The organism is Mesorhizobium sp. CO1-1-7 (assembly GCF_020164885.1).
In the GTDB taxonomy this organism is placed as follows: Bacteria; Pseudomonadota; Alphaproteobacteria; order Rhizobiales; family Rhizobiaceae; genus Mesorhizobium; species Mesorhizobium australicum.
Map to the genome: position 1 here is coordinate 67,022 of NZ_JAIUHA010000001.1, position 24,054 is coordinate 91,075.

22 protein-coding genes and 2 pseudogenes are annotated in these 24,054 nt (G+C 62.7%); 8 read left to right on the top strand and 16 right to left on the bottom strand.

From position 1 onward, the window contains the following. Window position 1: 1 nt before the first annotated feature. Both cyoB and cyoA read right to left on the bottom strand, forming a co-directional pair. Window positions 2–1,999: a cytochrome o ubiquinol oxidase subunit I gene (gene cyoB / locus LB516_RS00320; protein WP_224718706.1), complete on the bottom strand. Its 1,998-nt coding sequence runs from the start codon at window positions 1,997–1,999 to the stop codon at window positions 2–4. Between the two features lie 10 nt (window positions 2,000–2,009). Beyond that, on the bottom strand, window positions 2,010–3,191 hold the full coding sequence (gene cyoA / locus LB516_RS00325; RefSeq protein WP_140715587.1) for a ubiquinol oxidase subunit II: 1,182 nt from the start codon (window positions 3,189–3,191) through the stop codon (window positions 2,010–2,012). Window positions 3,192–3,396: 205 nt separating this feature from the next. On the opposite strand from cyoA, the gene LB516_RS00330 reads away from it, so the two are divergent. Continuing rightward, on the top strand, window positions 3,397–4,719 hold the full coding sequence (locus tag LB516_RS00330; protein WP_140715589.1) for an MFS transporter: 1,323 nt from the start codon (window positions 3,397–3,399) through the stop codon (window positions 4,717–4,719). A 56-nt stretch (window positions 4,720–4,775) separates the two neighbouring features. Here the strand turns inward: LB516_RS00330 and LB516_RS28990 are convergent. Next, window positions 4,776–4,862 (bottom strand): annotated as a pseudogene (locus LB516_RS28990) (SDR family NAD(P)-dependent oxidoreductase); the annotation flags it as partial. On the opposite strand from LB516_RS28990, the pseudogene LB516_RS29085 reads away from it, so the two are divergent. After that, window positions 4,859–4,909: pseudogene (locus tag LB516_RS29085) on the top strand (hypothetical protein); the annotation flags it as partial. The pseudogenes LB516_RS28990 and LB516_RS29085 sit on opposite strands and share 4 nt — an antisense overlap. Before the next feature lie 174 nt (window positions 4,910–5,083). Here LB516_RS29085 and LB516_RS00340 read toward each other — a convergent pair. Further along, window positions 5,084–7,153: an FAD-dependent oxidoreductase gene (locus tag LB516_RS00340; protein WP_224718707.1), complete on the bottom strand. Its 2,070-nt coding sequence runs from the start codon at window positions 7,151–7,153 to the stop codon at window positions 5,084–5,086. A 223-nt stretch (window positions 7,154–7,376) separates the two neighbouring features. On the opposite strand from LB516_RS00340, the gene argE reads away from it, so the two are divergent. Beyond that, on the top strand, window positions 7,377–8,534 hold the full coding sequence (argE, locus tag LB516_RS00345; RefSeq protein WP_224718921.1) for an acetylornithine deacetylase: 1,158 nt from the start codon (window positions 7,377–7,379) through the stop codon (window positions 8,532–8,534). A 15-nt stretch (window positions 8,535–8,549) separates the two neighbouring features. Here argE and LB516_RS00350 read toward each other — a convergent pair whose 3' ends face one another. From LB516_RS00350 to LB516_RS00370, 5 genes are read right to left on the bottom strand one after another with little or no spacing between them, the layout of a single operon-like run. Continuing rightward, window positions 8,550–9,485 (bottom strand): LysR family transcriptional regulator, encoded by a 936-nt coding sequence (locus LB516_RS00350; protein WP_015316459.1) that lies wholly within the window; start codon window positions 9,483–9,485, stop codon window positions 8,550–8,552. 49 nt (window positions 9,486–9,534) lie between these two features. Further along, window positions 9,535–11,025, bottom strand: a complete 1,491-nt coding sequence (locus LB516_RS00355; RefSeq protein ID WP_015316458.1) for an aldehyde dehydrogenase — start codon at window positions 11,023–11,025, stop codon at window positions 9,535–9,537. Window positions 11,026–11,045: 20 nt separating this feature from the next. Beyond that, complete coding sequence (locus tag LB516_RS00360; protein ID WP_224718708.1) at window positions 11,046–11,720, bottom strand: DUF1028 domain-containing protein; 675 nt, start codon at window positions 11,718–11,720, stop codon at window positions 11,046–11,048. A gap of 5 nt (window positions 11,721–11,725) precedes the next feature. Beyond that, window positions 11,726–12,142 carry a RidA family protein gene (locus tag LB516_RS00365; RefSeq protein ID WP_015316456.1) on the bottom strand — a complete coding sequence of 139 codons (417 nt, stop codon included), beginning with the start codon at window positions 12,140–12,142 and terminating at the stop codon, window positions 11,726–11,728. A 44-nt stretch (window positions 12,143–12,186) separates the two neighbouring features. Next, a complete protein-coding gene (locus LB516_RS00370; protein ID WP_224718922.1) occupies window positions 12,187–13,458 on the bottom strand; it encodes a flavin-containing monooxygenase in 1,272 nt (423 codons plus the stop codon). 382 nt (window positions 13,459–13,840) lie between these two features. Here LB516_RS00370 and LB516_RS00375 point away from each other — a divergent pair, with 382 nt between their 5' ends. Then, window positions 13,841–15,460: a GMC family oxidoreductase gene (locus LB516_RS00375; protein WP_224718709.1), complete on the top strand. Its 1,620-nt coding sequence runs from the start codon at window positions 13,841–13,843 to the stop codon at window positions 15,458–15,460. An 89-nt stretch (window positions 15,461–15,549) separates the two neighbouring features. Here the strand turns inward: LB516_RS00375 and LB516_RS00380 are convergent, their stop codons facing one another. From LB516_RS00380 to LB516_RS00390, 3 genes are all read right to left on the bottom strand, one after another. After that, window positions 15,550–16,308, bottom strand: coding sequence for an ABC transporter ATP-binding protein (locus LB516_RS00380; RefSeq protein ID WP_167331150.1), 759 nt, complete (start codon window positions 16,306–16,308; stop codon window positions 15,550–15,552). Window positions 16,309–16,430: 122 nt separating this feature from the next. Continuing rightward, window positions 16,431–17,234 (bottom strand): ABC transporter permease, encoded by an 804-nt coding sequence (locus tag LB516_RS00385; protein WP_015316451.1) that lies wholly within the window; start codon window positions 17,232–17,234, stop codon window positions 16,431–16,433. 95 nt (window positions 17,235–17,329) lie between these two features. Further along, window positions 17,330–18,313 carry an ABC transporter substrate-binding protein gene (locus tag LB516_RS00390; protein ID WP_015316450.1) on the bottom strand — a complete coding sequence of 328 codons (984 nt, stop codon included), beginning with the start codon at window positions 18,311–18,313 and terminating at the stop codon, window positions 17,330–17,332. A gap of 518 nt (window positions 18,314–18,831) precedes the next feature. Between LB516_RS00390 and LB516_RS00395 the strand changes: the two genes are divergently transcribed. The 3 genes from LB516_RS00395 to LB516_RS00405 all read left to right on the top strand — a co-directional run bounded on the left by LB516_RS00395 (window position 18,832) and on the right by LB516_RS00405 (window position 20,115). Further along, complete coding sequence (locus LB516_RS00395; RefSeq protein WP_140615389.1) at window positions 18,832–19,143, top strand: GFA family protein; 312 nt, start codon at window positions 18,832–18,834, stop codon at window positions 19,141–19,143. A 49-nt stretch (window positions 19,144–19,192) separates the two neighbouring features. Continuing rightward, window positions 19,193–19,609, top strand: a complete 417-nt coding sequence (locus LB516_RS00400) for an HD domain-containing protein (RefSeq protein WP_224718710.1) — start codon at window positions 19,193–19,195, stop codon at window positions 19,607–19,609. Between the two features lie 158 nt (window positions 19,610–19,767). After that, window positions 19,768–20,115, top strand: coding sequence for a hypothetical protein (locus LB516_RS00405; RefSeq protein WP_224718711.1), 348 nt, complete (start codon window positions 19,768–19,770; stop codon window positions 20,113–20,115). A gap of 31 nt (window positions 20,116–20,146) precedes the next feature. Here LB516_RS00405 and LB516_RS29090 read toward each other — a convergent pair whose 3' ends face one another. Further along, complete coding sequence (locus LB516_RS29090; protein WP_411969376.1) at window positions 20,147–20,362, bottom strand: DUF6894 family protein; 216 nt, start codon at window positions 20,360–20,362, stop codon at window positions 20,147–20,149. Window positions 20,363–20,562: 200 nt separating this feature from the next. Here LB516_RS29090 and LB516_RS00410 point away from each other — a divergent pair, with 200 nt between their 5' ends. Further along, entirely contained in the window at window positions 20,563–21,282 is a 720-nt protein-coding gene (locus tag LB516_RS00410) for a Crp/Fnr family transcriptional regulator (RefSeq protein ID WP_140790257.1), read from the top strand. A gap of 237 nt (window positions 21,283–21,519) precedes the next feature. Here the strand turns inward: LB516_RS00410 and LB516_RS00415 are convergent, their stop codons facing one another. The 3 genes from LB516_RS00415 to LB516_RS00425 all read right to left on the bottom strand — a co-directional run bounded on the left by LB516_RS00415 (window position 21,520) and on the right by LB516_RS00425 (window position 23,710). Beyond that, on the bottom strand, window positions 21,520–21,783 hold the full coding sequence (locus LB516_RS00415) for a DUF6894 family protein (protein WP_041163723.1): 264 nt from the start codon (window positions 21,781–21,783) through the stop codon (window positions 21,520–21,522). Window positions 21,784–21,935: 152 nt separating this feature from the next. Beyond that, on the bottom strand, window positions 21,936–23,282 hold the full coding sequence (locus LB516_RS00420; RefSeq protein ID WP_224718712.1) for a PQQ-dependent sugar dehydrogenase: 1,347 nt from the start codon (window positions 23,280–23,282) through the stop codon (window positions 21,936–21,938). Next, window positions 23,279–23,710 (bottom strand): DUF2231 domain-containing protein, encoded by a 432-nt coding sequence (locus tag LB516_RS00425; RefSeq protein WP_140715599.1) that lies wholly within the window; start codon window positions 23,708–23,710, stop codon window positions 23,279–23,281. Before LB516_RS00425 ends, LB516_RS00420 begins: the two co-directional genes overlap by 4 nt. Between the last annotated feature and the right edge of the window lie 344 nt (window positions 23,711–24,054).

Genomic DNA, 24,054 nt, shown 5'->3' on the forward strand with positions numbered 1-24,054 from the left:
CTCAAACCCCAGCCCCGAGGAGCGTCGTCCTCGCCTCTTCCGTCCGAGTGACTTCGGCTGCCGGAATGTGGAAGTCGCGGTGATAGTTGAAGGTGTGGCCGATCGCGGTGGCGATGAGGCAAACGAAGCTCAGCGCCGCCAGCCACCAGATGTACCAGATCAGGGCGAAGCCGAGCGCGACGCTGAAGGCGGCCAGGATGACACCGGTGCCGGTATTGCTGGGCATGTGGATCGGCTTGAAGCCGGCGAGCGGCCTGACGTAGCCGGCCTGCTTCATGTCAAACCAGGCATCGTTGTCGCGAATGACAGGTGTGAAGGCGAAATTGTAGGCAGGTGGCGGCGAGGAGGTCGACCATTCGAGCGTGCGGCCGTCCCATGGATCGCCGGTCGGATCGGCAAGCGCCTCGCGCCTGCGGATGGAGACGAAGATCTGGATCAGGAAGGCGGCGATGCCGCAGGCGATCAGCACCGCGCCGAAGGCGGCGATGACGAACCATATCTGCAGGGAGGGATCATCGAACACGCGCATGCGGCGTGTCACGCCCATCAGCCCGAGCACGTAGAGCGGCATGAAGGCGAACCAGAAGCCGACCACCCAGCACCAGAACGAGACCTTGCCCCAGAACGGGTCGAGCTTGAACCCGAAGGCCTTGGGCCACCAGTAGGCAATGCCGGCGAACAGCCCGAACAGCACGCCGCCGATGATGACGTTATGGAAGTGCGCGATCAGGAACAGGCTGTTGTGCAGCACGAAATCCGCCGGCGGCACGGCAAGCAGCACGCCGGTCATGCCGCCGACGGTGAAGGTGAGCATGAAGGCCACCGTCCACATCATCGGCAGTTCGAAGCGGATGCGGCCCCGGTACATTGTGAACAGCCAGTTGAAGATCTTCGCTCCCGTCGGGATCGAGATGATCATCGTCGTAATGCCGAAGAAGGAATTGACGCTGGCGCCGGAGCCCATGGTGAAGAAGTGGTGCAGCCAGACGAGATAGGACAGGATGGTGATGACCACTGTGGCATAGACCATCGAGGTGTAGCCGAACAGGCGCTTGCCGGAGAAGGTCGAGGTGACCTCGGAGAAGACGCCGAACAGCGGCAGGATGAGGATGTAGACTTCCGGGTGACCCCATATCCAGATGAGGTTGACATACATCATCGGATTGCCGCCGAAGTCATTGGTGAAGAAGTTGGTGCCGACATAGCGGTCGAGCGCCAGCAGCGAGAGCACCGCCGTCAGCACCGGGAAGGAGGCGACGATCAGCACGTTGGTGCAGAGCGACGTCCAGGTGAAGACGGGCATGCGCATCATCGTCATTCCGGGCGCTCGCATCTTGATGATGGTGCAGATCAGGTTGATGCCCGACAGCGTCGTGCCGACACCCGCCACCTGCAGCGCCCAGATATAATAGTCGACGCCGACGTCGGGACTGTAGCCGATGCCGGAAAGCGGCGGATAGGCGAGCCAGCCGGTGCGGGCGAATTCGCCGACGAACAGCGACGCCATGACGAGGATGGCGCCGCCGACCGTCATCCAGAAGGAGAAATTGTTGAGGAACGGAAAGGAGACGTCGCGGGCGCCGATCTGCAGCGGCACGACGAAATTCATCAACCCGGTTACGAAGGGCATCGCCACGAAGAAGATCATGATGACGCCATGGGCGGTGAAGATCTGGTCGTAGTGATGTGAGTTCAGGTAGCCCTCGGAGCCATTGAAGGCGATGGCCTGCTGGAGGCGCATCATGATGGCGTCCGAGAAGCCGCGCAGCAGCATGACCAGCCCCAGCACCATGTACATGATGCCAATCTTCTTGTGGTCGACGCTGGTGAACCATTCACGCCACAGGTAGCCCCACAGCTTGAAATAGGTGATGACGCCGAGAAGCGCGATGCCGCCGAGTGCCACCGCGGCGAAGGTGGCGACAACGATCGGCTCATGCAGCGGCAGCGAGTCCCAGTTGAGGCGGCCGAAAATGAATTTGGTCAGTGTATCGGGCATCGCAAGTCTCTCACAGTTCGCGCCGCAGCAGGCCGAGGGCCGGGGTATCGGCCTCCGCGCTGCGGCTGTCTGTCCCTGGCCGGAGCAGTCCCGCCCCGCGCAGCGGGGACAGGTTCTTCGCCGGCCAATAGGTCGGCCGGGCATCGCGCGACGCGCGCGAGACGGCAGCGGCCTCCTCCGCCGTGCAGATGCTGGCGACATAGGAGGGGTCGTTTCCGAACACCGCGCCGCGCCGCGCGAGCTTGTCATATTGCAGCGGCAAGGTGTTGCGCACACCCGCAAGGCCGAGACCGCCCTTGGCGTCGATCGACATCATCTCGTTCATGCACATCTTGCCGCGCTCGACGCACAGATTGAGGATGGCGCCATAGAGATCGGGATCGACGGAGGCGTAGTGGCGGACGGGTTCGTTCTCGCTCGGCTTTTCGAGTTCGAGATAACTGTCGCGGTTGAGAGCCGCGGATGCGGTCCTGGCCTGTGCCACCCACTGGCTGAAGGCATCATCGGATAGGCCGTGGAAGGCAAAGCGCATGCCCGAAAAGCCGGCGCCGCTATAATTGGCGGAGAAACCGCTATAGGTGCCTGGCCGGTTAATGACGGCGTGCAGCTTCGTCTCCATGCCCGGCATGGCATAGATCTGCCCGGCGAGGGCTGGAATGTAGAAGGAATTCATCACCGCCGAGGAGGTGATGCGGAAGTCGATCGGCTGGTTGACCGGCGCCGCCAGCTCGTTGACGGCAGCGATGCCGTAATCGGGATAGATGAACAGCCATTTCCAGTCGAGCGCCACGACCTCGACCCTGAGCGGCTTGTGCAACTGGGTGACGGGCTGGCCGGGTTCGATCCTGTCGATCCGGCGGTACGGGTCGAGCAAATGCGTGCCGAGCCAGGTCAGCGCGCCAAGGCATATAATGATGAGAAGCGGTGCTGCCCAGATCACCAGTTCGAGTTTCGTCGAATGATCCCAATCCGGCGCATAGGTCGCCGAGGCATTGGAGTGCCGGTAGCGCCAGGCGAAAAAGACAGTCAGCGCCATGACCGGAACGATGATGATCAGCATCAGCAAGGTCGAGACCACCAGCAGGTCGCGCTGCTGGGCCGCGACATCGCCTGCCGGCGCGAGCACGACCATATCGCAGCCGCTCAACAGCCCGGTCAGGGGAAACAGAAGCAAGGCCCCAAATCGTTTCATCAGATGCTGCCCTCGATGGACCGCCGCACGCGGAGGGATGTTGCGGTGCGGTATCAACAAAGGGCTACTGCCGGCAGCGGCGCGCTGACATTGGACAATTTGTCCAATGCCCAGCCGGGGTGGGTCTGGCACAGTGTGCCGCGCACAATGGAATCCCTGTGATTGGGTCCCAGATATTTCATTCCACGCGGTGGCGACGGACAAGATGGCTCAGACTTCGACTGCCGAAACAAACAGCGGGCTGATCGGCTCGGACCACGGCCAGGTCAGCGCGGGCGATATCGCGGTCGGCGTGATCGTGGGCAGGACGTCGGAATTCTTCGACTTCTTCGTCTATGCGATCGCGTCCGTCATCGTGTTCCCAAAGCTGGTGTTTCCGACGCACGACCCGCTCGTCGGAACGCTCTACTCCTTCGCCATTTTCGCACTGGCCTTCATCGCCCGTCCGTTCGGCTCCGTTCTGTTCATGGCCGTCGATCGCGCCTATGGCCGCGGGGCGAAATTGACGATCGCGCTGTTCCTGCTCGGCACCTCGACCGTCGCCATCGCGTTCCTTCCCGCCTATGGCGATATCGGCGCGCTTGCGATCTGGCTTCTGGCGCTGGCCCGCATCGGGCAAGGCGTGGCGCTCGGCGGAACCTGGGACGGACTTCCCTCGCTGCTGGCGCTGAACGCGCCTCAGAACCGGCGCGGCTTCTACGCCATGATCCCGCAACTCGGCGCGCCGATCGGCCTCATCGTGGCGAGTTCCCTCTTCGCTTTCTTCGTCGCCAACCTGTCGGCCGACGACTTCCTTGCCTGGGGCTGGCGCTATCCTTTCTTCGTCGCCTTCGCCATCAATGTCGTGGCCCTGTTTGCCAGGCTGCGCATTGTGGTGACGCCCGAATTTTCAAGATTGTACGAGAGCGGCGACCTGCAGCCGACGCGCATCAGGGATACGATCAGGGCCGAAGGCCGCAACGTCGTCATCGGCGCCTTCGCGCCGCTGGCGAGTTTCGCCCTGTTCCACATGGTGACGGTGTTTCCGCTCTCCTGGGTGTTCCTGTTCACCAATGAGGGGCCGGCGCGCTTCCTGACGATCGAGGCGGTGAGCGCGCTGTTCGGCATCGCGGCCATCGTCGCGTCGGGGCCACTGGCCGATCGTGTCGGACGCCGTGCGCTGCTCGGCGGTTCGGCGATCGCCATCGCGACGTTCAGCGGCTTTGCCCCGCAGCTCCTGGATGGCGGCACCGTCGGGGAGGCCCTGTTCATGGTGTTGGGCTTCATCCTGCTGGGGCTGAGTTTCGGGCAATCGTCGGGCGTCGTAGCATCGAGCTTTTCGCGACACTATCGCTATACCGGCTCGGCGATAACCTCGGATCTCGCATGGATGTTCGGCGCCGGCTTCGCGCCGCTCGCAGCCCTGCTTTTGGCCGGCAATTTCGGCCTCATCGCGGCGGGCGCCTACCTGCTCTCGGGCGCGGCCTGCACCTTGCTTGCCTTGTGGATCGACGGGCGGCGTTCGGTCGCGGATCGTCCGACCGACTGAACTCTATAAATGGCGGGAAGGGTCAGCGAGCGTCGCCGGAGCCGCTGCCCTCCCGGTCAGCGGAACATCGAGCCGCCATCCACGTCGAGCGCGGCGCCGTAGACGAAGCTCGCGGCGTCGGAGCAGAGGAACAGGATCGCTGCGCGGCAAGGTAAGGCTCGCCGAATACACCGGCGCCGTCACGCTCCTCCATGTCGAGCTGGACAGTGGTCAGACCTGCCTCGTCATCCACAATCAAGGACCGGCCACAATCAAGGACCGGCGCCCGAAACCGGCGCCGAGGTCGGCCTGTGGGCCGAACCCGGGCATCTGCACTTCTTCGGCCAGGAAGGGCGGGCGATCTGATCTGCCGCGCCCCGGCGTTCTATTCCGCCGCCAGTGCGGCGACTTCCCGCCGAAATGGCAATGCGTCGCCGATGTCAGGTTCGTCCAGCTCCCGGGCGAAGCGATGGCCGGCATAGGTTGCCCAGGCGATCGGCCCCGGTGCTTCGGCGTCGCCAATGACCTTGACCGAACGGATGCCGTTGTCGGCCCACTCGTTTTCCCGCGCCTTGAGCTCGCGCCAAACGGCGTCGTCCTGATTGCGTGACGTGACCAGGACGACGGCATCGGCCGCCAGATCCTGTTTAGCGCCGGTGTAGACGCAGGCCGTCACGACGCCACCTGAAGCGACACTCGTGACGGTCCTGTTGAGGACGATATCGACGCCGAGTTCAGCCAGGCGGCGGTGAATGGCCCCTTGCTCCAGCGTGTTGCGGGTCCAGTCCGAGACATAAGCCGATGGCGTCACCAGGGTCACCTTCGTTCCCCGAAGCGCCATCAGCTCGGCGAGAACGCCGCCCATGTAATAGTGGTCGTCGTCGAACAGCACGACCTTGCCGGCCGGAACCTTGCCGGCCATCAGATCGTCGGGTGAGTAGACCGGCATCGCGGCGTCGATCGGCATCGGCACGACATGGGCACGCGCGACGCCGTCGCGGCGCCAGGTCGATCCGGTGGCAATGGCGACGTTCTGGAAGCCGAACGAGAGGATGTCACCGGCCGACAGCCGGCTTTCGAAATAGATGTCGACATTGGGCATCTGGCTGAGCTGATACTGCCGATAGTCGCGCACCCTGCCCCAGGCCGACAGGCCTGGAAGTTTGCTTTCGCGCGCCACGCGTCCGCCAAGCTCGGTGCCCGCTTCCGCGATGGCCACTTTATAGCCGCGCAGGCCGAGCGCACGCGCGGCCTCCAGTCCGGCGGGCCCGGCGCCGACGATCAGCACGCTGTCGCTGTCGCCTTTCGCCTGCATGCGCTCAGGATGCCAGCCTTTGCGCCATTCCTCCATGAAGGTCGGGTTCTGCGTGCAGCGCGAGATCGACATGGTCATGTCGCCGGTGATGCAGATGTTGCAGCCAATGCATTCGCGGATGTCCTCGATACGCCCCTCCTCGACCTTCCTCGGCAGGAAGGGATCGGCGATCGACGGGCGCGCGCAGCCGATGAAATCGAGCGTGCCCGACCTGATCATCCTGACCATCACGTCGGGCGAAGTGAAGCGGCCGACGCCGACGACCGGCTTCGAGGTCAGCTTCTTGATGCCCGATACCAGGCTTTCCTGCGCCGCCTCGTCCTTGAAGCGTGACGGACCCGAGCAATCCTCCCAGGCGCCGTGCGCGAGATCCCAAAGATCGGGCAGTTCGGCATGCATCTCGATCATGTCGCGGACCTCCGAATTGGCGAAGCCGTGTTCACCGATCATCTCGTCCAGCGACAGCCTGAGCGTCAGGCCGCACGTGTCGCCGATCGCGTCGCGCCCTTCCCCGATCAGCTCGCGCATCAGCCGCGAACGGTTTTCCAGCGAGCCGCCATATTCGTCGCCGCGCTGGTTGGTGGCCGTCGACAGGAAATGCTGGATGATGCCGAAGCCATGCGCGCCATAGAGGCAGACAAGGTCGAAACCCGCCTGCTTGGCGCGTTTGAAGGCATTGCGGTGCCAGCGGCGCAAGTCGCGTATGTCCTCTCTGTCCATGGCGCGCGCCTGCACCGGATCATTGGTGAAGGTGCGGATCGGCAGGGCCGACGGCCCGCGCGGCACCTCCTTGGTGTAGAGGTTGGGACCGTTGATCCCGGAATAGGCGAGCTGGATGCCAGCCAGCGCGCCGTGCTCGTGCATGGCCTCGGCCATCTTGGCCAAAGCCGGAATGTCGGCATCGTCCCATAGCCGCAGTTCGATGAAGGGCGTGATCTCGGAGGTATGGTGCATCTCCGTCTGCTCGGTGAAGATCACGCCCCAGCCGCCTTCCGACTTGATGCGGCGCATCTCTGCCGCCGCCGATGGATCGCGATAGCCACCGCCATTGCAGTGCGGAACCTGATAGAAGCGGTTCTTGGCCGTCACCGGACCTATCTTCATCGGCTCGAACAGGATGTCGTAGCGTGGGTCGCGCATGTAGCTTCCTCCCTGCCGGCTCGGCACCGACGGTGCTGCCGAGACTACTCATAAGTTCGAGCCGGCGCGGGAAAACTACGGATTTCTTCTGTGCCGATTAGGACGCGCCTAATCGCGCGCGCCGGCGCAATTAGTCTGCGTTGAACCGGGGCTGAGCGAAATGCGACTTCAGAGCATCGGCGGCATGATGCTAGACAGCCAGAACCCGACCGAGAGACAGAAAATGGACAGCATCAGGATTCTCGAACGGCTGATCGCATTCCCCACGGTGAGCCGCGACTCGAACCTCGACCTGATCGGCTATGCGGCCGACTTGCTCGAAGCGAGCGGCGTTGCCTGCCAGATCGTCCACGGCGCGGACAGGCACAAGGCCAACCTCTTTGCCACCATTGGCCCGGCAGGCAGACCCGGTGTCATGCTGTCCGGCCACACCGACGTCGTTCCCGTGGACGGCCAGAACTGGACGCTGCCCCCATTCGAAATGACCGAGCGCGACGGCAAGCTCTATGGGCGCGGCGCGGCGGACATGAAGGGTTTTGTGGCCTCTGCGCTCGCCACCTGCATCAAGGCCTCCAGGATCGCGCTTCGGACGCCGTTGCATCTGGCGCTCTCCTGTGACGAGGAAGTCGGCTGCCTTGGCGTGCGCGACCTGATCGAAATGCTGAGTGCGGCGCCGCAGCGCCCGCTGCTGTGCATCGTCGGGGAGCCGACCAACATGCAGGTGGCGACCGGGCACAAGGGCAAGCTTGCCGCTCGCGCCGTCTGCAGGGGACGCGAAGGCCATTCGGCGCTCGCCCCGCTGGCGCTCAACGCGATCCACCTCGGGTGCGATTTCGTGCGCGCCTTGCGTGACGAACAGGAACGGCTGGCCCGCGACGGCGCCCGCGACGGCGACTACGACATTCCCTACACGACGGTTCATGTCGGCAAGATCGATGCCGGCGTCGCGCTCAATATCGTGCCCAACCTCTGCCACGTCGATTTCGAGATCCGCAACATTGCCGCCGACGACGCCGCCAGCATTCTCGACAGGCTGCGCGCCGCCGCGGTGCGCATTGCCGGGGACGCCGCTTCGATCGCGGCAGAGGCAGCGATCGACATCGAGATCACCAACACCTATCCGGGCCTCGACACGCCGGCCGCATCGGAGGCGGTGGCTTTCGTCAAGTCGCTGACCGGTGCCAACGACACGATGAAAGTCGCCTTCGGCACGGAGGGCGGATTGTTCAGCCGCGATCTCGGCACACCTGCCGTCGTCTGCGGGCCGGGCTCCATGGCGCAGGGCCACAAGCCCGACGAATTTGTCAGCGTCGAACAGCTGCGTCGTTGCGACGCGATGCTGGACAGATTGCTGGAACGGCTCACGGACGGCTGGCCGTGAGCCGCATGGCAGGCCTCACTTCACGATGCGCTCGGTACCGAAGACGCCCTGCTCGACGACGAAGCGGCGACAGTGGTCGATGAAGGCCTGCACCGTCAGCGTGCGATGCTCGGCGTTCGGCAGGGCAATTCCTATAGTCAGCGGCCGGAGGTCGCCCAACAAAGGCACAAAGACCAGCAATTTGCCGTCCGGCGACATGGTGTTGAGCGGCCGCATATTGGCGATGCCGTAGCCGAAGCCGTTGGCGACCATCGAGCGCATCACGGCGATGTCGCCGGTGCGCTCGACGATCTTGGGCCGCAGGCCCCTGGGCTGGAAAGCCGACAGGAAATATTCCCTGCTGTAGGGCAGGTCAAGCAGCACCATCGGCTCATCGACCAGTTCCTCGGGCGTGATACCTGCCTTCGCCGCCAGGCGATGCGCGGCCGGCAGCATGACATAGGCCGGCAACTGCATCAGCGGCTCGAAAGTCATGTCTTGCGACAGCTCCAGATCGTAGGTCAGCGCGGCGTCTATTTCGCCACGTTGGAGCATCTCGAACAATTGCCCCTGGTTGCGCTCGAATTGCCTGACGCGCACATCGGGATAGGCGTCCTCGAATTTCTTGCGCAGTGCCGGCAGCACGATCTGGGCGAAAGTGAGCAGGCAGCCGATCGCCAGCGGTCCGCGCACCTTTTCGGCGATATCCCCGGCAATGTCGTGCAGCGCATCCGCGTCGTTAAGCAGACGCGCTGCTTCCTTGAGGAACAGGCGCCCGCCCGCCGTCAGCGCCAGCGCGTGCGAATGCTTGCGCACGAAAAGCTGCACGCCGAACTCGGCTTCGAGCTGAGCGATCGACGCCGAGATCGATGGCGGCGAGACATTCACCTGCTCGGCCGCCTTGGCGATCGAACCCGCTTCGCCAACGGCGACGAAATATTCGAGTTGTCTCAGCGTGAAGCGAAGCGGCATGGCGGCTATGTTGCCGGTTTGCAGCCGGCGATCAAGTCGCGGCCGCTTCTCAATATTTTATCCAGGTAGTCTTCAGCGCGGTGTACTTGTCGAGCGCGTGCAGCGACAGGTCGCGCCCGAAGCCGGACTGCTTGAAACCGCCGAAGGGAGTCATCGGGCTCAGCGCATCGACGGTGTTCACGGAAACCGTGCCGACGCGCAGCCCTTCCGCGAGACGATGCGCCCGCGACAGGCTGTCGGTCCACAGAGATGCGGCCAGGCCGTAGACGCTGTCGTTGGCGATGCGAAGCGCCTCGTCTTCGGTGTCGAAGGCGATCACCGACAGGACCGGACCGAATATCTCGTCGCGCGCAAGCGGGTCGTCGGGCGAGACGTCGTCGAAGATCGTGGGCTGCACAAAACTGCCGCGCCCGTCGACGGTAACCCGGTCGCCGCCGGTCACCAGCCGTGCCGACTTCTTGCCGCCATCGACGAAACGCATGACGGTCGCCGCGTGGCGCGCGTCCACCATCGCACCCATCCTGGATGCAGGGTCGAGCGGATCGCCGGGCTGGGTCGCCGTCGCGCGCTGCGCCAGTTTCTCGACGAGCGTATCCTTGATGCCGCGCTCCACCAGAAGCCGGGAGTTGGCCGAGCATACCTGTCCCTGGTTGAAGAAGATGCTGAAGGCGGCCATGTCGGCTGCCGCGTCCAGATCACCGCAATCGGCGAACACCAGATTGGGGCTCTTGCCACCGGTCTCCAGCCAGACCTGCTTCATGTTCGACTGGCCGGAATATTGCAGGAACATCTTGCCGACAGCGGTCGATCCGGTGAAGGCAAGGCAATCGACGTCCATATGACGGCCAAGAGCCTGGCCGGCCGTCTCGCCGAGGCCGGGCACCACATTGAGCACGCCGGCGGGCAGCCCTGCCTCCATGGCAAGCTCGGCCAGCCTGAGCGCCGAGAAAGGCGACTGCTCGGCGGGTTTGAGCACCACCGAATTGCCCGCAGCCAGCGCGGGCGCGCATTTCCAGGTCGCCATGTCGAGCGGAAAGTTCCACGGCACGACGGCGCCCACGACCCCGAGCGGCTCGCGCCGTACCAAAGCAAGGTCGCCTCGGGCCGTCGGCGCCACCTCGTCATAGACCTTGTCTATCGCTTCGCCATACCACTGGAAGATCGCCGCCGACCCCGGCACGTCGACGGTCGCTGCGTCCTTGACCAGCTTGCCCATATCAAGAGATTCCAGCAGCGCGAGCTCCTGCAGGTTCTCGCGCAGCAATTCCGCCAGCCGCAGCAGCACCCGTTTGCGATGCTGAGGGGTCGCTCTCGACCAGACGCCGGCCTCAAAACTGCGACGTGCCGCGGCGACGGCAAGGTCGATGTCCTCTTCGCCGCAGGAAGCCACCTCAGCGAGCGTTGCTCCGGTGGCCGGATTGATGCTGGTAAATGTTCTGCCGGAACGCGCGGGCATTGCCTTGCCGTCGATGAACGCCCTGTCGCGAAAACGGATAGCCGAGGCTTTGCTGATCCAATCCTTATGACTGAGTTCGCTCATGCTGGCTCCAGATTGTCGAACTACTCATCACCGGGAACGCCGTAGCTTGGCGCACCGGACGGGTTGAGGGCGCGCGTGACATAAGCATCGAGCTGGGGCTTATAGATGTCCCACAGCATTGCCAGCTGCTCGACCGGACACCCTTCGGTCCAGTCGCAACGCAGGTCGGCGACCGGCCATGACACATCGCGTACCAGTTTCATACCGGCGGAGCGGACAGGCCCCGCCTCGCCGCCGGCCTCGAGCGCGGCTCGCATGGTGGCAATCAGCCGGTCTCCGAGATCGCCCTCGGAGGCGAGAAAGGCGTCCACCATGGCTTTCGGAACCCTATCGCTGGCAAGCAGGTTGCCGCCGCAGGCGACGTCCTCGCCGCGTGCCTCGCTCCAGATGCCAAGCGCTTTCGGTCCCGAATGGATCGCGCTGCCGCCGGCCTTGTCGACCGCCAGGACCTGCCGGTATTCGCTGAAAGCACCCGTGCGCTTCAGGATCGCGACGGCTTCGGCGGCGGAGGCGCCTCGCGCCATCAGCTCCAGCGCCCGTGGCCCGAGCGTCGGGTCCGTGACATTCTGGCTGGCAACGGCGCCGACGCCGGCCTGTGCATAGGCGCAGCGGGCCGCGACCGCGGGGGATGACGAGGATACCGCCACTCCGAACATGCCGGTGCGCCGGCACCGTGCGACGATGGAGAAGGTCATGGCGCTCAGTCCGGAATTACGGCCGTGCCGTCGATCTCGACCAGCCATTCCGGCCTTGCCAGGGCCGACACGACAAGGCCGGTCGAAACCGGATAGACGCCCTTGATGTATTCGCCCATCGTTCGGTAGACGGCTTCGCGATGGCGGACATCGGTGATGTAGACCACCACTTTCACCAGATGCTCCATGGTGCCGCCGCATTCCTCGATGAGCTGCTTGATATTCTGCATCACCTTGTGGGTCTGCTCGACCGGATCGTGGCTGGCGATATTCTTGGCGGTGTCGAGATCCTGCGGGCACTGCCCGCGCAGATAGATCGTCCGGCCACCCCGTGTGACGACCGCCTGGCACAGATCGTTGTCGAGCTTCTGCTCGGGATAAGTGTCCTTCGTATTGAAGGTGCGAATTCGGGTATGCTTCATCTTGATCTCCATCAGGTCGGGCTCGCGGCCGTCGCCAGCTTTGGTCAGGCGTCCACGGTCTCGCGCTTAGCGGCGTGATAAGCGAGATATTTGCGCTGCGTCGAAATACGGTCGGCCACGTGCTTGGCATCGTGCCATACGCCCCAGATGAAGCTCGATCCCCTGCGCGACTGCCAGGGGAGGCCCAGGAAATAGATCCCTGGCTCGGTCGAGACGCCGCGCTGGTGCCTCGGCCGGCCCTGCTCGTCAAAGGCATCGACCTTCAGCCAGCTGTAATCGACGGCAAAGCCCGTCGCCCAGATGATCGAACTTATCCCGGCTTCGGTCAGATCGAGCTCGAGGATCGGATTGGTCACGCAGTGCGGGTCAGGGCCGATCCGGCGGGCAGCGGGTTCTTCGGGAAGGTCGAGACCGTTGCGCGCGACATAGGCGTCGGCCTCGTCCAGCAATGCCATCAGATTGGCATCACCGCAGGCTATGTTTTTGGCAAGATCGGGCGCGAAGGTCATGGCACCGTCCTGGTACGCCCTCGTCATGCCGACGAGCGTAAGCCCCTGCGCCGCCAGACGGCGAAAATCGATCGTTTCTCCGCCCCGCGCGCCGCTCACCGCGATCGTGACATGCTCCGTGCCGGGTCCCGGAGTTTCGAGGTCCCATTTGCCGAGAACGCCCAGCCACCAGCAGAAGTCGCGGCCGCGATAGGCGCGCGGCGGGCGGTCGTGCGCGCCTACCGAGAGATAGACGCGTTTGCCAGCGCGCTGGAGTTCGTCCGCAATCTGGACGCCCGAGGATCCCGCGCCGACCACCAGCACCGCGCCTTTCGGCAACTGCGCGGGATTGCGGTAGGCGCTGGAGTGGATTTGCAGGATGCCGGCATCGGCAGGAACGACGGGCGGGATGACCGGGACCTGGAAAGGGCCGGTCGCCGCGACAACGCTGTTGGCCTCGATCACGCCATCGGACGTCTCGACACGGAATCCGGGCCGCCCTATGTTTCTTTGCACAAGCCTGACCTCGACGCCGCAGCGGACCGGCGCATTGATCTGCTTTGCGTAAGCGACAAAATAGTCGGCGACCTCTTCCTTGGAGGGAAAGCCATCGGGGCCTGTCACAGGAAATTCCATGCCCGGGAAGCGGTCGTGCCAGGCCGGGCCATTGGCAACCAGGGAGTCCCACCGCTGCGAGCGCCAGCGCTCGGCGATGCGGCCGCGTTCGAGAACGAGATGCGGCACCCCGCATTTGCCCAGGTGCTCGCTCATGGCCACCCCAGCCTGGCCGCCGCCAACGACAAGCGTGTCTATCGTCTCAACCGACATGCCCAGTCCTTTTCTGACCATCCGACAGCTCCCGCCGCACGCGATGAAACCGATTTCCGGCGGCCGGCAACGCAGCCCCGGGAGATCCATTTCTCCGTGTTCCGGACAGGCCGTGCGCCATCCGGTCGCCTCCCCATTGGCGCTCACAAGTAACAGCACGCGCCGGTGGGCGCCCATAACGAATCTCCGAAGTCACGCGTAACCATTTCCGAATTTCTCGTGCCGATGGACGCATCTACAGTTTCAGCGGCCGGATCCGCAGCGCCGCATGAGCTGGCCGCGAAGCCGGGCACGTGTCGGCACGGAATTGTTGCGGAACAGAACGCAGCCTCGCAGCGGTCCGTTCGGCAATGCCACGAGCCGGCATTCTCGAGGGGCTGGCATGAAGACTGAGAGCTATGATTACATTGTCGTCGGCGCCGGTTCGGCCGGATGCGTGGTGGCCAATCGGCTGAGCGCCGATCCGTCGGTCAGGGTGTGCCTGGTAGAGGCAGGCGGCAGCGACAACAGCCTGCGGGTAAGGATTCCGGCGGGCATTCTGTCGCTCTATGGCAACCCGAACTACGACTATTGTTTCGTCGGCGTGCCGCAGCCCCATCTCAACAACCGCCGCATTCCGGTCAATCGGGGCAAGGCGCTGGGCGGATCGAGTTCGATCAACTCGATGGTCTATATTCGCGGTGCCGCCCAGGACTATGACGCGTGGGCCGGGCTCGGCTGCACCGGCTGGGCTTACAGCGACGTGCTGCCGGTGTTCAGGAAGCTGGAGCGCAACCTGATCGCCCAGGACCCACGCTATCACGGCACGGAGGGCGAGCTCATGGTCGACAATCCGCGCGATCCGAACGTGCTTTCCGCCATGTTCGTCCTGGCCGGGAAAAATGCCGGCCTGCCCGCCAACGACGACTTCAACGCCGAGAGCCAGTTCGGTCTCGGCATCTACAACGTCACCCAGAACCGGGGCCAGCGCTTCAGCAGCTTTACCGCCTTCATGCGTCCGGTGCTCAATCGCGGGAACCTGACGCTGCTCAGTGCATGCGAGGTGGTCGACCTTGTCATCGCCGAAGGGCGCGCCACCGGCCTGCGGGTGCGCCACGACGGCGAGCAAAAAATACTCGCGGCTGGCCGCGAGATCGTGCTCTGTGCCGGGGCCATCAACTCGCCCAAGATCCTGATGGCATCCGGCATCGGCCCCGCGGACGAGCTGCGGCAGATCGGCATCACGCCGATTCTCGATCTGCCTGGTGTCGGCAAGAACCTGCAGGACCATGTCGACGGCATGATCACCGTGCGCTCCAGGAGCACCAGGACGCTCGGCCTGTCGTTTGCCAACCTGCCCCGCATTGCGGCAGCGCCTTTCCAGTATTTCGCGCGCCGCAAGGGAATCCTCACCACCAACTATGTCGAAGCCGGTGGCTTTGCCAAAACCAGGCACGCGAACGGCCTTCCCGATGTTCAGTTCCACTTCGTGCCGGGCTATCGCAGCCATCGCGGCAGGCTCATCGAATATGGCCACGGCTACGCCATTCACACCTGCGTTCTCAGGCCGAAAAGCGTTGGCGAGATCAGATTGTCACGGGACAGTTCTCGCCGTGACGTTCTCATCGACCACCGCTTCTTCGCCAACGAGGACGACGCCATGGTGCTTGTCGAAGGAATCAAGATCGCGCGCAGGATCCTGGCCGCATCCGAGTTCGATGCGGTGCGTGGCAAGGAAATGCTTCCGGGCAAGGATGTCAGCAGCGACGACGAGATCCTGGCCTATCTGCGCGCCGAAGCTCTGACCGTCTACCACCCCGTCGGGACCTGCAAGATGGGGACGGACGCTATGGCGGTCGCTGATCCGGCGACGCTGAAAGTGCGAGGCATGGACGGGCTCCGGGTCGCCGATGCGTCAGTCATGCCGAAGCTGATCGGCGGCAACACGAACGCGCCAAGCATGATGATCGGACAGAAGTGCTCGGAGATGATCCTGGGCTCGGCGTATCGCGGCGAAAGGTAACGATCCGCTCCGCCTTTCAACATCGTCGGCAGTTCAGCGTTGGCAACGCCGACCTGCCGACGACCGTTTGTGTTTCCTCGAGATTGCTCTCAATGATCCTCATCGATCTCGTCGTGCAAGAGGCCGAGGATGCGGCGCTTGAGGGCGATGAACTCGGGTTCGAGGATCACATCCATCGAACGCGGCCTTGGGATGTCGACCTTGATCTCGGCCTTGATCTTGCCGGGCCGGGCCGTCATCACCAAGACTCGATCGCCCAGGACCAGCGCCTCGTCTATATCGTGAGTAACGAACAGCACCGTCTTTTGCTGCCGCTCCCAGACGCGCAAAAGCAGTTTCTGCATGGTGCCGCGCGTCTGGCTGTCGAGGGCGCCGAAGGGCTCATCCATCAACAGAACGGCCGGATCGTTGGCAAGGGCGCGCGCGATCGCCACGCGCTGCTTCATGCCGCCGGAAAGCTGGGCGGGGTAGTGGTCGGCAAACGGCGCGAGGCCGACTTCGTCGAGATACTGGTCGACGATCTGCTTGCGCCGCCCCGCCGGCAGGCCTTTGCGCTTGGGTCCATACTCGATGTTGGCGCGCACGGTGAGCCAGGGAAACAAGGTGTAGCTCTGGAACACCATGCCTCTGTCTGGACCCGGTTCGATCACTTCCCTGCCATCGACCTTGATGCTGCCTGAAGTCGCGTCGTTGAGGCCGGCCGCAAGGTAGAGCAGGCTCGATTTGCCGCATCCCGAAGGGCCGACGATGACGCAGAATTCGTTCTTGGCCACCTTCAGCGACACATCGTCCAGCGCCAGCACGCCGTTGGCGTCGCCGTAACGCAATGTCACGTCCTCAACGGCCATCGTCGTGCCGGTCGAGCGCGGATCGCCGATCGTCGCGGCCGTGCCGGCCAGATCGTTCGCCTTGATGGTCTCGCTCATTGCTACCCTTGATCCGACTGCGGTTTGCGAGCTTGCGTTCAAAATCAGGATGCCCATGGCGCGACCCTGGCCCGGATGATGCGGAACGCCGTGTCGGTGATAAGGCCCAGAAGCCCGATCGCGGCGATTGCCATGAAGATCACATCGACCTGGAAGCCTCGCATCGCCTTCAGGCTGATATAGCCGAGGCCGCTCGACGCGGCGACGAGTTCGGCCACGACCAGATAGGTCCAGGCCCAGCCCATGGTGACGCGAAGCGTGTCGAGGATGGCTGGAAGCGCGGCCGGGAAAATGACGTGCCACACCGCTTCGCTGCGCTTGGTGCCCAAAGTGTAGGAGGCGTTGACCAGGTCCCTGGAGACGCTGCGCGCACAGTCGGAAATCATCACGAGCTGCTGGAAGAAGGTGCCGAAGAAGATGACCGCTATGCGCTGTTCGATACCGATGCCGATCCAAAGGATGAACAGGGGCACGAAGGAGGTCACAGGGAGGTAGCGGATGAAGTTGACCAAGGGCTCCAGCGGCGCCTGCACCACCCGATAGGTCCCCATCCACAGCCCCAGCGGCACCGAGATCAGCGAGGAGACGATGAAGCCCAGGATCACCACCTTGGCGCTGGTGAAAGTGTGGTAAAAAAGGCTGCCGTCCTGTGACATGCGATAGGTCGTCTGCAGCACGGTTCCGGGCGTCGGCAGGAACATGTTCGGCACGACGCGGCCATAGGACAGCAGCGCCCAGCCGCCGATCACGACCACCCACATCGCCAGCGCGAGTGCCGTTGCCGTGCTGGCGGGAATGTTGGCGAATGGGGTCGTCAGGCGTGTCCACGCCGTCCGCCTCTGTGCCATGGCATGGCCTCCGTTGATTTTCTGAAGCGAGAAGGCTCCGGCCTGTCGGTAAACCGGGGTCGGCCCAAGCGGACCGACCCCGGTTTCTCGAAGGCTCATTGTTCCCTGATGAAGTCGGTGTCGAGGATAGTTTTCGCGTCGATCGTCATCTTGAGCTTGCCAGCCTTGCCCCAGATGTCCTGCGCGAAATTCACCAACTCGGACGCCTCGCTCTTTTCCGGCGTACCGAAGAATTCCAGGTTGCGATCGCGATCGTAATAGCGCACGCCCTTGGCACCGGCGGCGAAATCCTCGGGTTTTTCGAGATAGCCGCCAATGCCCTTGGCCATGATCTCATAGGCCTTTTCCGGATTGGTCTTGATGTATTCAACCGCTTTGTAATAGCCCTTGACGAGGGCCTTTACGTCCTCGGGATGTTTTTCGATCAGATCGCATTTGAGGGCGATCACGTCCACGATCAAGCCAGGGGTGGTCGTGGAATCGATCAACACCTTTCCCTTGCCGCCCTTGCGGACCTCGGTGAGGTGCGGCTCCCACGTCACGGCGGCGGGAACCTGGCCGGCGATGAAGGCGGTCGCCGCGTCATCGGCGGTCATGTTGGTAATGGTAACGTCGTCCTCGGTCATGCCTTCCTTTTTCAGGAGCACGTTGAACCAGAATTCGGAAACGGAGCCCTCGTTCAAGGCCACCTGCTGGCCCTTCAGATCCTTGAGGGACTTGATGTCGGGCTGCGTGACGACGCCATCACCGCCGTGGCTGTCGTCGAGCGCAAGGACGTATTTGAAGCAGAGGTCGTCCGAGCGGTACTTCATCAGCTCGTCGACGGTGGAGGCGGCGCCATCGAGATCGCCGCCGGCGACCGCAGCCATGTAAAGCGCTGATTCTTCTATGACCTTCAGGTCGACGTCGACGCCGGCCTCCTTGAAGTAACCGAGGTCGCGGGCAAGAAACAGCGGCCCGTAACCTACCCAGGTCGTCATGCCGAGACGGATGGCGCCCGCATTGGCGGGAGCTGCAAGCCCCAGGCCCAGCAGGCCTGCGCCGACCGCGCCCATCAGGCAGTTTCGAAATGTCTTCATTGTCGTGGTTCCCCTATGGCTGTTGCCGGCATCGGCCTCATTCTCGCGGCCTATGCCGGTTGCGTTTCGGCAGCCGCTCTTGTTTGGGCGTCGCCTCCCAGCGAGCCTTGCGTGTTCTAAGGTTTGCAACAGAGCATCCGGGCCGGATCGCAAAAAGAAGTCTTTTTCTGCCCATTGCTTCGTCGAAACCGAAGCGGCTCGATAGCCGATCGGCGGCCTGGCTCTGGACCTGGCTGGCCATTTTCCGCAGGGTCGCCGACAGAAGCGGCCTCAATGCCGCAGCGCTGGAAAAGACAAGCGCCTCGTGCGCGAACCCGCTCCTGCGGAGGCACAGGAACCGACGAGAGCGGCCGACGTTTTCGCCAGATGAACGAAGCTGCCCGCACGGGATTGGAGAGCCCGCCGAAACGCAGGCTCATCGGACTGGAGCCAAGGTGGAACTGAACGGCGGATGTCTTTGCGGCCGGATTCGCTTCAACGTCACAAGCGAACCGAGAGTGCACTATTGCCATTGCGATATGTGCCGGCGCGCGACCGGCAGTGCATTTGCGGTCCTGGCGTGGGTGCCTTCGCCAGACCTGACCTGGGTCGACGCCACTCCCGCCTATCGCCGATCTTCGCCAATCGCCCAAAGGGGGTTCTGTCCTGCCTGCGGATCGCCGCTCAGCCTTGCCTATGACGTCTCGCCCGGGGAAATCGCGCTGCATGTCGGCACATTCGACGATCCAGCGCGGCTGGAGCCTCGCTACAATTACGGATCAGGGCAGCGGCTTGGCTGGGTCTGCTGCGGCGTGGACTTGCCGCACCGCGAAACCGAGGAACGCTGGTAGGCGCCTGAAAGCAACGCAGCTCGCTGGCGAAAAGGCGGAGATGGATGTGATGAGTATTTTCTATCGGGCGGCCAAGATTGCGGAGCAGGCGCATGCATCGCAGCATGACAAGACAGGAGGCCCCTATATCGACCATTGCCGTCGAGTGGTCGACGCCGTCGAAACGATAGATCAGAAAGTCGTCGCCTATCTGCACGACGTCCTGGAAAAAAGCGAAGGCTGGAGCCGGGCCAAGCTCGAAGAGGCGGGCTTTGGACCGACGATCGCCGCCGCGGTCGACGCCATGACACGCAGAGAAGGCGAGGACTATTTCGCATTCGTTCGCCGGGCCGCATCGAACCCATTGGCGCTGCCGGTAAAGCGGGCGGATCTGACCGACAATATCTGGCAATCACGGCAGATCGGAGCATCCACGGCCAAGTATGAAGAAGCATTGCGCATTCTTGACGACGAGTTCTCCAAGTGAATGCCGGGATGCTGGCGGCAATCGCGTCCTGGCATGCGACAGGCGCCACTGGACAATGCCTTTAGTCGCGCGATGCCAGAATACATGGATTACGGGAACCAACCCGTTTGGTAATTTTCGTACCAACGTTTTTAGTGACACGTTGGGTGGGTGGTTTTATGAATCCGACGATCGATCCCCGTCGGGCATGCCTTCCGGTGCGCAATGCCTGGCTGCCCTCGGATCGCTTCGAGACCAAGGTGACGCCCATGCGGGAATTGCCGAAAGACATCGACGCCGATGTGGTGATCGAAATCAGCAGATTGCTGGACGACAGCGCGCTTTTCGTGCCTGTCCGCGTTCATGAACTCACAGCAAGGGTAAGGCAGAAAGTGAAGACGGGGTTGCCGGATCGTTCGATCGAAGAGTTGATCGTGGAAATGGCTTCCTTGCGTCGATTGGCCATGGCCTTTGAACTGCCCGGATCGGAAAATGTGGTGCAAATTCCACAGCGACTCCCACGCTGACCGCATCAAGGTCACGCGCTCCACCCGGCGGTCAGAACAAGCGATGCCTCGAACACCTGGGCGCCCGCCTCATTGCGCACCTTGCCGGTATGTTGACCAGGTCGCGATCCGGCATTTCATCGCGAGCGACTTCCTGCGAAATGCGAATGGCTTCTGCCCTCACCTGTTCTCGCGATTCAAATGGCTGGCCGTCGTCGTTGGGTACGGGGCCATGGCCGTTATAGAGATCGAAATGACACCGTTTCATTTTCGGGGCAGCCTTGGACACTTCTAGCGTGCTAATACCCAGCGACACTGGTGGTTCCCGCTCCGGCGCTTGCGCCAGAATACGCGCAGGCTGCCGATGATAGGGTCCGCCATCTTCCGAAGGCCTAAGGTCCGGCTGCTATCCTTGCGTCCAGGACATCTGGCGATCGGCGTTTCAACCCCGATCGCCTTGAGGCCATGATGTTAGAGTCCCTCTATCTGCAACTCGGCCAGCACGACACTCTTTCGGACGTCGAGAAGGTCTTGCTGGCCGAAACGGTTGTTTTCGGACGCGAGTTCGAAAAGGGGCAAGATGTGGTCAAAGCGGGGTCCCGGCCAACCTATAGCACCATGCTGCTGGATGGCCTGGCGGCACGCTACAAGGTGCTCGAGGACGGCGGCCGGCAGTTCACGTCCTTGCAGGTGCCCGGCGACTTCGTCGATCTCCACGCCTTTTTGCTCAAGACCATGGATCACGGTATCGTCGCGCTGTCGCCTTGCCGGGTGATGTACGCGGACCACAACAAGCTGAAAGCCATTACGGAACAGGCCCCTCACCTGACCCGGCTGTTGTGGCTCGATACGCTGGTCGATGGGGCCATACATCGCGAATGGATCGTGGCAATGGGCCGCCGCTCCAGGACCTCGCATCTGGCCCATCTCATCTGCGAACTGTTCGTACGTCTGCAGGCGGTGAAACGCACCAGCGGCATGAGTTTCCATCTACCGTTGTCACAGACTGAAATGGCCGACGTGCTTGGGTTGTCGGTCGTGCACATGAACCGGGTGATCGGAGGCTTGAAGAAGATCAAGGTAATCACCTGGACGAACCATATGGTCACCATTTTGGACTGGGACCAGCTTGCCAGGCTTGCCGAGTTCGACCCTACCTATCTGAGCATCAACAACGAACCGAGATGAGCAGCCTTAAACTCAGTTATGAGGCGGATTGCTCCACCACAACTCAAGCGGCCCGCGTTACGAGCGGGCCTTGTCATTCCCTACGGGTGGATAGCGCCTGATTTGGCGGAAAGCCGGTCCAGCAGCTTGCGCGATTCCTCGATTACGCGCCGCGTGTCTTCAATATTCGAGCGAAGATCGGCAATCTGTGCCGCCGCCCTCCGTTGATATAGGCGCGCACTTTCATTGAGGAAGTAGTCAGGTTCCCACGGGTCCATCGCGATCAGGTCCGTTGCGCACCAGTTCGAACGTTACCTTCACCATAACGAGGGGTTTGCTAGCACCAGCACGGACATGCAGGGCAACCTCTCGGAAATTGCCTTCAGGCATCTGGTCCTTTGCTATTTCGAGCAACGCCTTTGCCGCCTCATCCTCAGCTGCCTCCAAGCTCGGAAGCTCGGTTCCTTCAGTGTCCGGGAAGGAGGTTCCGTTGTCGACTAGATCAAAATAATAGCGCGCCATCATCGCTAACAAGGCGGCGCGACCTTTGTTCCTCTCGACTTATCGCGAGTGCCGGGTAACGCATGCTTCGAATCCTCAGTATAGGTTACGCCGCCGATAACAGCGTGAGGATCAGTTTCACTACCGGGCTTCCTGCGCATACAATCCGATAACTACCGAGCTGCGGTCACGCGCCAGACCGTGTTTCCGACATCGTCCGCAATCAACAGCGCGCCCGCCTTGTCGACGGCAACGCCCACTGGCCGCCCATGTGCCTTGTTGTCATTGTCAAGGAAACCGGTGACGACGTCCTGAGGCTTACCGTCAGGATGACCTCCATTGAACGGTATGAAAACGACCTTATAGCCGTTGAAGCGCTTGCGGTTCCAACTGCCATGTTCGCCGACAAAGGCGCCATTCCGATAGAATTCGGGCAGGTTGGTGCCGGTGTAAAATGCCAGTCCCAGGGGCGCGACATGGGAACTCAGTGCATAGTCCGGAGGGATGGCCTTGGCGACCAGGTCCGGCCGCCGCGGCATCACCCGCGGATCGACATGCTGGCCATAGTAGCTGTAGGGCCAGCCATAAAACGCGCCGTCCTTGACCGAAGTCATGTAGTCGGGAACCAGATTGGGGCCGAGTTCGTCGCGCTCGTTGATGACGGCCCACAGCGCTCCGCTCTGCGGCTCCCAGCTCAAGCCGTTGGGATTGCGCAGCCCGCTTGCGAAAATGCGCGAACGGCCTGTCGCCCTGTCGACCTCCCAGATCGCGGCGCGATCCTTTTCCGCCTGGACGCCGTTCTCGGTGACGTTGCTGTTGGAGCCGACACCGACATAAAGCAGCGATCCGTCCGGACTGGCGACGAGAGACTTGGTCCAGTGATGATCGATCGGGCCGCCGGGCAGCGGCGTCAGCACGGTGCCTGGCGCGGTGATCTTGGTCTCGCCGGATGTGTAGGGATAACGCACGATCGCATCCGTGTTGGCGACGTAGAGATCGTTGCCGACCAGGGCTACGCCGAAGGGCGAATTGAGATGATCGAGGAAGACATCCTGCACGTCGGGCACGCCGTCGCCGTTCGTATCACGCAACAGCGTGATGCGGTTGCTTCCCTCGGTGCCGCCGCCCGACGTCGCCATGGACTCGATCCAGCCCATGATTAGGTCCTTCGGACGCTTGATCGCGGCGCCGGGCGGCGCCACGGACTCGACCACGAGAACGTCACCGTTCGGCAAGGTGTAGAGCGAGCGTGGATGCTTCAATCCCTTGGCGAATGCCTGGATCTGCAAACCCTTCGCGACCGTTGGTTTCTCGTCCTGCTTCCAGCCGACGACCGAAGCGACATGCATGGGCGGAACAAGATATTGCGTTGGTTCAGGCAGTGTCGGATTTGGCCCGACCTGGCCGCTTGGGTCCGGGTCGTCGTTGCTGCAGGCGGGCAATGCCAAAAGCGATCCGCACAACAGACCGAACCCAAGGGCACGCCGGATGTGAGTGTTCGAAACCTGCAGGGCGTTCATTCGAGCACCTCCACGCGGGTGCGGCCGGTGCTCCATTCCAGCAACCACACGAGAACCAAGACGATCACGGCCGCCGCGGAGAGGATGAGCCCTGTCGGCACGACCGACGTCCAGGCGTCACGGCTGTGCACCAGCGCGTTGAAGAACGACAGCACAAGCACCACCAGGCCGCCGAGCAGATAGGCTCCGTGCGTACGGAGAATTCGACGGGTGAAGAGATCGAAAAGCGCCGCAAGCACCGCAAGAGCGCCCATCACGAGGCCGGCAAACAGCAGCCATGCGGAAAAATCGGCCCACATCATCTCCGCCGTTCGCCAATAGGTGAGGTCGGTCAGCAGCGTGCCGATGAAACAGGCATTGGCGACCGCCATCGGTGTCCGATGGATCGGACGGCCGACGACCACCGGTATCGATCGCGAATTGGCCACGGATCTTCTCCGCCCCTGCTCCAGATGGCATCTGGGCTTCAAACAAACCTGAAGTTGAGATGTTCCGGGAACTGTTTGCGTTCAAGGACTTGTGATTGCCCTGACCAATGCCGATCGCTGTCGCCGGTGAATGGCGCGAAGCGCGGTGTGCTCCGGGAATTCAAGTTCGCAATGTCCGCAGCGCGAGTAACATTGCCGGGCAAGCGGTGGGACGCCAGTTCCATTCCGTGTGGGAGATGAGCAGGGCCCGTATCGCCTCCCGCCAGTGAGATTAGGTTCGGCTTCGTACGTTTCTTACCGAGCCTTGGCCCTTTATTGTCAGTCATTGGCAGATGACTAGATTA

Coding starts and splice junctions, on each gene's coding strand:
- cyoB (WP_224718706.1), bottom strand. CDS start 1,999: ATGCCCGATACACTGACCAAATTCATTTTCGGCCGCCTCAACTGGGAC.
- cyoA (WP_140715587.1), bottom strand. CDS start 3,191: ATGAAACGATTTGGGGCCTTGCTTCTGTTTCCCCTGACCGGGCTGTTG.
- LB516_RS00330 (WP_140715589.1), top strand. CDS start 3,397: ATGGCTCAGACTTCGACTGCCGAAACAAACAGCGGGCTGATCGGCTCG.
- LB516_RS00340 (WP_224718707.1), bottom strand. CDS start 7,153: ATGCGCGACCCACGCTACGACATCCTGTTCGAGCCGATGAAGATAGGT.
- argE (WP_224718921.1), top strand. CDS start 7,377: ATGGACAGCATCAGGATTCTCGAACGGCTGATCGCATTCCCCACGGTG.
- LB516_RS00350 (WP_015316459.1), bottom strand. CDS start 9,485: ATGCCGCTTCGCTTCACGCTGAGACAACTCGAATATTTCGTCGCCGTT.
- LB516_RS00355 (WP_015316458.1), bottom strand. CDS start 11,025: ATGAGCGAACTCAGTCATAAGGATTGGATCAGCAAAGCCTCGGCTATC.
- LB516_RS00360 (WP_224718708.1), bottom strand. CDS start 11,720: ATGACCTTCTCCATCGTCGCACGGTGCCGGCGCACCGGCATGTTCGGA.
- LB516_RS00365 (WP_015316456.1), bottom strand. CDS start 12,142: ATGAAGCATACCCGAATTCGCACCTTCAATACGAAGGACACTTATCCC.
- LB516_RS00370 (WP_224718922.1), bottom strand. CDS start 13,458: ATGTCGGTTGAGACGATAGACACGCTTGTCGTTGGCGGCGGCCAGGCT.
- LB516_RS00375 (WP_224718709.1), top strand. CDS start 13,841: ATGAAGACTGAGAGCTATGATTACATTGTCGTCGGCGCCGGTTCGGCC.
- LB516_RS00380 (WP_167331150.1), bottom strand. CDS start 16,308: ATGGCCGTTGAGGACGTGACATTGCGTTACGGCGACGCCAACGGCGTG.
- LB516_RS00385 (WP_015316451.1), bottom strand. CDS start 17,234: ATGGCACAGAGGCGGACGGCGTGGACACGCCTGACGACCCCATTCGCC.
- LB516_RS00390 (WP_015316450.1), bottom strand. CDS start 18,313: ATGAAGACATTTCGAAACTGCCTGATGGGCGCGGTCGGCGCAGGCCTG.
- LB516_RS00395 (WP_140615389.1), top strand. CDS start 18,832: ATGTGCCGGCGCGCGACCGGCAGTGCATTTGCGGTCCTGGCGTGGGTG.
- LB516_RS00400 (WP_224718710.1), top strand. CDS start 19,193: ATGAGTATTTTCTATCGGGCGGCCAAGATTGCGGAGCAGGCGCATGCA.
- LB516_RS00405 (WP_224718711.1), top strand. CDS start 19,768: ATGAATCCGACGATCGATCCCCGTCGGGCATGCCTTCCGGTGCGCAAT.
- LB516_RS29090 (WP_411969376.1), bottom strand. CDS start 20,362: ATGAAACGGTGTCATTTCGATCTCTATAACGGCCATGGCCCCGTACCC.
- LB516_RS00410 (WP_140790257.1), top strand. CDS start 20,563: ATGTTAGAGTCCCTCTATCTGCAACTCGGCCAGCACGACACTCTTTCG.
- LB516_RS00415 (WP_041163723.1), bottom strand. CDS start 21,783: ATGGCGCGCTATTATTTTGATCTAGTCGACAACGGAACCTCCTTCCCG.
- LB516_RS00420 (WP_224718712.1), bottom strand. CDS start 23,282: ATGAACGCCCTGCAGGTTTCGAACACTCACATCCGGCGTGCCCTTGGG.